This is a genomic window from Lysinibacillus sp. GbtcB16 (assembly GCF_019091145.1).
Lineage (GTDB): Bacteria > Bacillota > Bacilli > Bacillales_A > Planococcaceae > Lysinibacillus > Lysinibacillus fusiformis.
In genome coordinates this window covers 1-616 of sequence record NZ_JAGXJV010000096.1, presented here as the reverse complement: position 1 = coordinate 616, position 616 = coordinate 1, and the positions used below count along the sequence as shown (strand labels likewise).

General features: G+C 38.0%; 1 pseudogene. It reads left to right on the top strand.

Annotated elements, in window-relative coordinates:
- Positions 1-539: pseudogene (locus KVT27_RS23500) on the top strand (carbamoyl-phosphate synthase large subunit); the annotation flags it as partial.
- Positions 540-616: the final 77 nt, after the last annotated feature.

Genomic DNA, 616 nt, shown 5'->3' with positions numbered 1-616 from the left:
GGAAAGCTGTATCTGCTGTTAAAAGTGTAGCAAGTAATATTAAAGATGGAATTGCCGATTTCTTCGACATTCACTCTCCAAGTCGTGTGGCATATGCTTTGGGTGAGTTCGTAACAGAAGGTCTTGCTAACGGTGTTGTAGGCATGACTAAATATGCCGTTAAAAAAGCCCGTACACTTGCGGAGTCTGTAATGGATGGTTTTGCAGCACTAAAAGAAGATATCGTTATGGGTGACTTTCTAGAGGGTAACCTTGTTAGCGATACACTACAAAATCAATTCGCGAATTCTAAGCGGTTTGTTAATGATCTAGTACAGGTTAATCCTACACCTCAACAAACTAGATATAACGCACCGAAACAAGAGCAACAAGTTAAAACAACATATCCAGATGATAATCAAAGTAATCAAGGTAACACATACATCATATTAGATAAAAAAATTGTCGGTGAAGCTCTCACTCCTGAGGTAGAAAAAACGCAAGAAAGACGCAATTCAAGATACGCACAATTTACACCTAAAGTAGCACCTACTTATTAATCCTTCCCTTTTTGGGAGGGATTTTCTTTGATTAGAAATATAAAGGAGTCACATACAATGTCAAAACAAACCGGTAG